The sequence below is a fragment of the Nonomuraea sp. NPDC049607 genome (assembly GCF_040675375.1).
Lineage (GTDB): Bacteria > Actinomycetota > Actinomycetes > Streptosporangiales > Streptosporangiaceae > Nonomuraea.
Window position 1 is genome coordinate 658019 of the sequence record NZ_JBFAOV010000001.1, and the last position, 7397, is coordinate 665415.

At 72.1% G+C, this 7397-nt stretch carries 5 protein-coding genes; 2 read left to right on the forward strand and 3 right to left on the reverse strand.

What is annotated here, in order from left to right; all coding sequences use genetic code 11:
• Positions 1-136 precede the first annotated feature (136 nt).
• Complete coding sequence (locus AB0J97_RS03395; protein ID WP_364083874.1) at positions 137-1468, forward strand: histidine kinase; 1332 nt, start codon at positions 137-139, stop codon at positions 1466-1468.
• Positions 1453-2106, forward strand: a complete 654-nt coding sequence (locus AB0J97_RS03400) for a response regulator transcription factor (protein ID WP_364083877.1) — start codon at positions 1453-1455, stop codon at positions 2104-2106. Before AB0J97_RS03395 ends, AB0J97_RS03400 begins: the two co-directional genes overlap by 16 nt.
• Here the strand turns inward: AB0J97_RS03400 and AB0J97_RS03405 are convergent.
• The 3 genes from AB0J97_RS03405 to AB0J97_RS03415 form a co-directional block, all read right to left on the reverse strand.
• Positions 2103-3509 (reverse strand): MDR family MFS transporter, encoded by a 1407-nt coding sequence (locus AB0J97_RS03405; protein ID WP_364083880.1) that lies wholly within the window; start codon positions 3507-3509, stop codon positions 2103-2105. The genes AB0J97_RS03400 and AB0J97_RS03405 overlap by 4 nt on opposite strands.
• A gap of 251 nt (positions 3510-3760) precedes the next feature.
• Positions 3761-4393, reverse strand: coding sequence for a phosphatidylinositol phosphate synthase (gene pgsA / locus AB0J97_RS03410; RefSeq protein WP_364083883.1), 633 nt, complete (start codon positions 4391-4393; stop codon positions 3761-3763).
• The gene (locus tag AB0J97_RS03415; RefSeq protein WP_364083886.1) at positions 4390-7197 is read right to left on the reverse strand and encodes a PEP/pyruvate-binding domain-containing protein; all 2808 of its coding nucleotides are present in this window, start codon (positions 7195-7197) and stop codon (positions 4390-4392) included. Before AB0J97_RS03415 ends, pgsA begins: the two co-directional genes overlap by 4 nt.
• Positions 7198-7397 lie beyond the last annotated feature (200 nt).

The following is a 7397-nucleotide window of genomic DNA, read 5'->3' on the forward strand; positions in this document are numbered from 1 at the left end:
TTCTCCGAGGTCGGGCGGAACCGCCCGGGAACCGGAGAAGACAGACGTGCCCACCACGGACGGTCGAGGAGGTGCCCGGACATCGCCAAAAAGGGCAGCCTGCCACAATTGGCGTCGTGCCGAAGGACGCTGGCAGGTGAGGTCGCCCACGAGGGGCGGACCCCTGCGCTGGGGCGCCGAGATCGTGCTCGGGCTCTGCCGTTCGGCCGTCCTGGTCCTGCTCACCTGCCTGATGCCGATCGTCGGCGTCGCCGTCGGCTACGGCGGCTCCAAGCTCGCCTACTCCTGGTCGGCGAACCTGACCGGGCCCCCGTTCGTCGTTGCCCTGGCGCTCCTGGGGGAGACGCTGGTGGTGATCCTGTGGATCGCCGTGGCCCTGTGGTGCGTGCACCCGCTGACCAGCCGCACCCTCAGCCAGGCCGCCCGCCGGCTCGCCGCGCGCTGGCTCGGCCTGCGCGTCGAGGTCGCCTACCGCGTCCCCGCGCCGGTCACCCGCATGGCCACCGGCCACTGGTGGGACGGCGAGGAGTACCACAAGTCCGAACGGGAGGCCCGCCGCCGCGCCCGGATGAACGCCCGCTTCCACGATCCCCAGCTGCACTGGGACGGGCTGTGGTGCCTGCTCGCCGGTGTGAGCGTGCTGCCGGTCGCGGCCCTGCCGCTGGTCGGGATCGCCGGCGGCGTCCTCCTGACGCTCACGCCGGGCTTCCTGGGTCACGGCGTCGCCCTGATCGTCGCCGGCCTGGCCGCGGCGCCGTTCGCGTGGCGGGTCCTCGGTCTCCTGGGCCGCCGCTTCCTGGGCCCGATCCCGTACTCGCGGCTCGGGCGGCGGGTGGAGGAGCTGGAGGCCATCCGCGCCGACCTGACCCAGACCCAGGCCGCCGAGCTCGAACGCATCGAGCGCGGCCTGCACGACGGCGCCCAGGCGCGGGTGGTCGGCATGGGCATGTCCATGCAGGCCGCCGAACACCTTCTGGAGACCGACCCCGCCGCCGCCCGCGCGATCCTGGCCGACGCCCGCGCCTCGTCGATCGCGGCGCTGGCCGAGCTGCGGTCGCTGGTCCGCGGCATCAACCCGCCGGTGCTCACCGAGCGCGGCCTGGTCGACGCCGTACGGGCCCTGGCGCTCGACGCGCCCGTCGAGGTCGACGTACGCAGTTCGGTGCCCGCGCGGCCCGAGCGCCCGGTCGAGTCCGCGGTCTACTTCGCCGTCGCCGAGCTGCTGGCGAACGTGGCCAAACACGCCCGAGCCACCCACGTGACCGTCGAGCTCGACTACGAGCCGCGCACGCGGACCCTCACCGCGGCCGTCACCGACGACGGTTCCGGCGGGGCGACCGCGTCCTCCGGCTCCGGGCTGGACGGCATCAAGCGCCGGATGGCGGCCTTCGGCGGCCTTCTGGAGATCGACAGCCCCCTTGGGGGACCCACCCGCGTCTCAGTGGCGGTGCCGTGCGCGTTGTCATAGCCGAAGATCTCTTCCTGCTCCGCGACGGGCTCGTCCGGCTCGTCCAGGCGTACGGGCACACCGTGGTCGCGGCCGTCGACTCCGGCCCCGCCACGCTCGAAGCGCTGCTCGCCACCCGTCCGGACGTGGCCGTCGTGGACGTACGGCTGCCGCCGACGTTCTCCGACGAGGGGCTCCAGGCCGCGCTCGCCGCCCGCCGCGAGGTGCCCGGCCTGCCCGTGCTGATCCTCTCCCAGCACGTGGAGCAGCTCTACGCCCGCGAGCTTCTGGCCGACGGCCAGGGCGGCGTCGGCTACCAGCTCAAGGACCGCGTGCTGGACGCCGGCGAGTTCATGGACGCGCTCACCCGCGTCGCCGGCGGCGGCACGGCCCTCGACCCGACGGTGGTGGCGAAGCTGCTCGGCCGCCCCGCGCACGCCGACCCCCTCGCCACCCTCACCGAACGCGAGCGCTCGGTGCTCGAACTGATGGCCGAGGGCCTGTCCAACACGGCGATCGCGGCCCGGCTGTTCCTCAGCGAGGGCGCCATCAGCAAGTACACGACCACGATCTTCGCCAAGCTCGGCCTCGCCGCCGACGACGACACCAACCGCCGGGTGCGGGCCGTCCTCACCTACCTGGGCGCCACCGCCCCCTAGTGCTCGACGGCGCGTTCGGCCCGGGCCGGCAGGAGCAGCGCGGTGACCACCACCGCCACCGACAGGACCGCGCCCACGATGAACGCGAGCCGCATGCCGTCGAGGCTGGCCAGCGCCTGCGTGACGCCCTCGGCCCGCAGGGTGTCGGCCCGCGCGCTCATCACGGTGATCACGAGCGCGGTGCCGATGGCCGCGGCGACCTGCTGGAGCGTGCTAAGGATCGAGCTGCCGTGCGAGTACAGGTGCGGTGGGACCGCCCCGAGGCCGAGCGTGAAGACCGGGGTGAACGTCGCCGCCAGGCTCACCATGAGCAGCGCGTGCAGGCCGAGGAGCTGCCAGTAGGGCATCGTCATCGTGACCTGGGTGAACCCGGCCAGCGCGACCATGATCCCGATCGAGCCGGGGATGACCAGCACCCGGCCGCCGTGGTTGTCGAACAGCCGGCCGACCGCCGGACCGAGCAGGCCCATCGCCAGGCCGCCCGGCATCACCAGGAGCCCGGTCTCCAGCGGGCTGAGCGCCCGGACGTTCTGCAGGTAGAGCGGCAGCAGGATCATCGAGCCGAGCATCGCCATGAACGCCACCGACATCAGGACGAGCGCGACCGTGTACGTGCGATGGCGCAGCGTGCGCAGGTCCATCAGCGGCGTGCCGCGCTTCTGCAGCGCGAGCTGCCGGACGACGAAGACGGCGATGGTGACCAGCCCGGCCACCGTGATCGCGACGGCCACGCGCGAGTCCCCGCCCTCGAACCGGCTCAGCCCGTAGACCAGGCCGCCGAAGCCGGCCGCCGCCGTGGCCACGCTGAACCAGTCGATCGTGCTGATCTCGGGCTCGCCGGTGTTCCTGAGCTGCCTCAACCCGCTCCACGTGATCAGACCGGCGATCGGCAGCACCACCGCGAACAGCAGCCGCCACGACCCGAAGTGCAGGATCACGCCGGAGATCGCCGGGCCCATGGCCGGGGCGACGGAGATCGCCAGGGTGACGTTGCCCATCACCCGCCCCCGGTCCTTCTCGGGCACGACCTGCATCAGCGTGGTCATCAACAACGGCATCATCACGGCCGTGCCGGACGCCTGAATGATCCGGGCCCCCAGCAGCACCCCGAACACCGGCGCGACGGCGGCCAGCGCCGTGCCGAGCAGGAACAGCCCCATGGCGGTGGTGTACGCCGTGCGGGTGGTGACCCGTTGCAGGAACCAGCCGGTGATCGGGATGACCCCGGCCATGGTCAGCATGAAGGCCGTGGACAGCCACTGAGCGGTCTGCTCGGTGATGTGCATGGCGTCCATCAACCGCGGGATCGCGTTGATCATGATCGTCTCGTTCAGCACGACCACGAACGTCGCCAGCACCAGCAACCGGATCACGGCCGGCGTGCGGCGCGAGCCGGCGCTCACACCCGTGGTGGATGACTCAAGCTGTGGGCTGGACACGATACCTCTATCGGATTCGGGCCTGGCCTCGTCACGGCCGGCCTGGCGGTTCCCGGTCTCATCAGCAGTCCTCGTCACCCCCATACTGACCAACCCCACCGACGAAACTCATCGCCCCGCCACCGCGACCCACCACCACGAACAGCACACACCGGACGAACCCGCAGCTCAACACCGGCATCTCGCAGCCGTGGAAACGCGCGGAAAAGGCTCGTTCAGGAGGAGCTGTCGAGGATTTCCGTCCCGAGGAGGCCGTCCACGGCACGGAACTGCCGCCGGGCATGGACCAGCCGCTGCCCCGCAGTGATCGCCGACAGTACGGCGAGCGCCCAGAGCGTCACCTCGAAGGCCCCGACCAGCCCGAGAGCGCCGAGCAGGACGCCCACTCCCACGAACTTGAGCCTGACGTACCGGTGAGCGAACCCCACCTCTCCCGACACGCCAAGCCCCTCGGCCCGCGCCCGGACGTACGAGACGAGATACGCGCCGATCAGGCAGCACAGGGCGGCGGCGGCAGCACGGGGCCTGCCACTGTCGGCCAGCCAGAAGGCCAGTGAGGCGAAGACGGCGCCGTCGCCGATCCGGTCGGCAGCCGAGTCCAGCAGTGCTCCGAACCGCGTGCCGCCGCCGCTCAGGCGGGCCATCATGCCGTCGAGGGCGTCGCACAGCGCGCTGACCGCCACGATGGCCGTGGCGATGAGCAGGTGACCGCGGGCGGCGAAGCCGACGGCTCCGATCACGGTGCCGAGCAGGCCGAGCACCGTCATCGCGTCGGCCGACACACCCGCACGGAGCAGCAGGCGTGCGGTGGCGGAGCGGGCTCGGATGATCGTGCCGGCCGCCCTCAACGGTCTTCTCCCGAACCCGGGGCGCTCGACGTCACCGTCGGCGAGCCTTCGAGGAGGTGGATCTGGCCGGTCAGCCCGTCGAGGCGCACCAGCTGGCCCTCCTTGATCACTTTGGTCGCGCCGGCCACGTTGACCACGGCGGGCAGGCCGTACTCGCGGGCCAGGATGGCCGAGTGCGAGAGTTGCCCGCCGATCTCGCTGATCAGGCCGCCCAGCAGCGGGAAGACGGCTGTCCAGCCGACATCGGTGGATCGGGTCACCAGGATCTCGCCGCGCTGGATCCGGGCCGCCGCCCGTGGGTCGGAGACGATGCGGGCGGTGCCCTGCACGCTGCCGGCGCTGGCGGCGATCCCGATGAGAGGCCGCCCTCCGGGCCTCACACCCCCTGGCGGAGCGTCTCCTACGGAGGAGGACGGGCTGAGCGGCGCGCCGTCGGCGCCGACGACGTCAGGAGCCTCGATGTCGAACCAGGCGGTGAACGCCTGCCGCCGCAGGCGGACCAGCTCGACGAGGTCCAGCCCGGCCGCCGCGGGCGAACCCTGCCGGATCACCCGGACGATGTCGTCCACGGTGAGGAAGAACACGTCGTTGGCGGCCGACAGCCAGCCACGCCCGGTCCAGAGCCGGCCGAAGTGCACGGCGATCTGACGAGCCGGGTAGGACGCCTTGATCGCCGCGTCCTTCCCGTTGTCGCGCAGCCGGATGGAGTCGTGTGCCCGGGACAGCAGGGAGTGGAAGATCCGCCGGCGGACCGGTCCGAGGCGCGCGTTCGCCCAGGCGAGCGCCTCCGCCCGGTGGCGCTGCTGAAGCGCCGCGCTCGTGGCGAGGTCGTCCTCGCCGGGCGTCAGGTAGCCGGCCAGCAGCTCGACCACGAGCTCCGGCGCGTCGCGCCAGCGCGGGTGGAGCCACTCGGACTCGTTGGCGCACCGGTAGCCGTGCCGGTGCAGGAACTCGTCGAGCAGCCGCAGGACCGGTTCGGCCGCCGGCAACTCGCGCAGCCGGGACAGCGCGGTCACGGCGTCCGCGCCGAGCACCTCCTGGACGAGCCCGGCCTCCCGGATCGCGTGGGCGATCCGGGACAGCGCGGCACCGAGCTCGGCCGACCTGATCCCGGACAGCCCCCCGATCAGCCGGTACGTCATCTCGGGGCGGCCGAACCAGCGGGTCGTCAGCCTCTCCAGGGTGGCGATCGCGGTGAGGGAGACCCCGCTCATGTCGTTCTGCAACTTCATCGCGTCGCTGGTCCGCGTCAGCCAGAGCTGCGCCGCCGCCCAGAGTTCGGCGTCCGTCAGGCCGTCGTGGGAGCGCGCGTCGAACTCGGCGACCCAGCGGTCGATCTGCGGGATCAGCGCGCGCAGCTCACGAGCGGTGCCGCGCTGCCGGGTCGCCAGCCGGGCCAGCGTCGGCAGGTGACGCAGCAGCCGCCACGGGTGCACCCGGCCCTCCCTGGACTGGGTGAACCCGCTGTTGCCCCGGGCCCGGTCCATGAGCCCGGGCGGCAGGCCGAGCTTGTGCTCCAGGAGGTGGACCAGCGCGCCTTCGTTGTAGTAGATGCGCCCGTGGATGCGCCGTGCCCAGCTGATCTCCTCCAGGAACGGCTCGCGCAGCGACCGGAAGGAGTGCCGCACCGCGCTGGTGATGATCTCGGGGGCCACCGAGGCGACCAGCGGGCTCACCGGGTCGGGCCAAACCTCGCCGACGTTGGCGCGCGTCCAGACGTCGAAGTCGTGCGACCTGCCGGTGCCCTGGACCGGCCAGTCGTCGTCGCCCGGCACCGGCGGCAGGCCGCGATCCGGCGCGGCCGGGGATCGGACCGGACCCCGGGTGATCGGCCGGGTCTGCAGGATCACCACCCGGCCGTCGTCGAGGATCGCCCACTCGATGTCCTGGGCCGCGCCCTGGTGCTGCTCGACGGCGACGCCCAGCCGGGTCAGCTCGGCGGCCTGCTCCTGGTCGAGCACGGCGGAGCGCCGCCGCCGCCGGGGGACCGGTGCGAGCCGGGTGCCGCTCGCCGCCGGAACGGCCATGGTGTCCTTACGGGCGACGAGGACCTTCTTGGTGCGGCCGGTGGCCTTGTCGGTCACGATGCTGTCCGGCGTCGCCTGACCGCCGACGACGGTCTCGCCGAGCCCCCACACCGCGTTGACGAGCATCTCGTCGTCGGCGCCGGTCAGCGGGGCGCGGGTGAACAGCACTCCGGCCGCGCGGGCGGGCACGAACTCCTGGACCAGGATCGCCGGTGCCACGCCTGCGTCTCGTGGCGTTGTGGCGCCGCCTTGGTGGGCCGCGTAGGAGAGGGCGCGGGCGGTCCAGCGGCTCGCCCAGCATCGCCGTAGCGCGTCGAGGAGCGCGGCCTCACCGCGGACGTTGAGAAAGCTGTCGTGCTGACCGGCGAAGGAGAGCTCCGCGGAGTCCTCGGCGGTGGCGGAGGAGCGCACCGCCACCGGGAGTGGGCCGCTGCCCTTCCGGCCGGCGGCGTGCGCCGTCGTGCCCAGGCGGCGATATGCGGCGACGATCGACCCGGCGAGGGCCTGCGGTATCGGGGTCGAGACGACGGCTTCGCGGATGCGGGACGCCGCGGCGTTCAACGCGACCGGGTCTCCGAGCGGTACCGGGCGGAGCAGTTCGCCGATCCGGCTCGGCAGCGCCTCTCCGGCGAAAACGCGGTATGCGGCGACGGTGACGACGAAGCCCGGGGGCACGGCGAATCCGGCGCGCGAAAGCATGGCCAGCCCGGCGGCTTTCCCCCCGACCAGCTCCGGTTCGGCGTCGGCCGCCGACAGCTCGACCACGTACTCCGTCACAATTTCAGCTTTCCCATTCCGTCGAGCCGAAACCATCGGCATTCTCAACAGAATTCTGGATAATTTGCGACATGGGGACGCGTGGCCGATTTATGAAAATACATACGAAGCAGCACATCGTCTTTACCCTGCGGCGCTTGACCCATTCCTCGCGATGAAGGAGTCTCCTCTCGTTCAGTCGGAACGGCCGAAAGCGTCCA